Source organism: Thermus sp. (assembly GCF_056332225.1).
Genome location: NZ_JBWGQW010000194.1, coordinates 1 through 689 on the forward strand (window position 1 = coordinate 1; position 689 = coordinate 689).

The following is a 689-nucleotide window of genomic DNA, read 5'->3' on the forward strand; positions in this document are numbered from 1 at the left end:
GCCTCGGCCTCACCGGCCTGCAGGCGGGCCGCCCCGTCTTCGCCCTGGACGTGCTCCAGCTCCTCGCCCTGGCCTACCTGGTGGGGGCTTGGTTCTACGACCTCCCGGCCCTCCGCCGCCTTCTCCTTTCCCTCGCCCTCCTCCTGGGCTACGGGGTGGCCCTCCTCCTCGTGCCCGTGCCCGGGGTGGGGGCGGGGGTGTACCGGGAGGACGCCAACCTCGCCCTCCACCTGAACCGCACCTACCTGGCGCCCCTGGGCCTCCGTGGGCTCCCCTCGGCGGTGCCCACCGGGGGCTTCGTCCTTCTCGCCACCTTCCTGGGGGAGGCCCTTTTGCAGGGGAGGCCCCTAGGCCTCCTCGCCCTCGGCCTCCTGGGCCTTGGCCTCGGGCTCCTTTGGACCCCCTTCCTGCCCCCGGACAAGACCTACTGGACCCCCACCTACCTCTTCCTCGCCCTGGGGGTGGGGGCGCCCCTCCTCTTCCTCCTCGGGCGCCTTCCTCCGTGGGCCCAGGCTCCCTTGCGCCCCCTTGGCGCCAACCCCCTTCTGGCCTACGCCCTGCCCCTCGCCCTGAAGCTCACCCTCCTCAAGGGGCCCCTGGCCCTCTCCCTCGCCTTCCTCACCGCCCTCCTCGGCCCCTTAGGGGGCTGGCTTTGGCTCGCCGGGTATATTCTTGGATGGTGGCTCGCC

The 689-nt window shown here is 72.7% G+C and carries 1 pseudogene; it reads left to right on the plus strand.

Features of this window, described 5'->3' with window-relative positions:
• A pseudogene (locus AC01Y6_RS10860) lies at nt 1-689 on the plus strand (DUF5009 domain-containing protein); the annotation flags it as partial.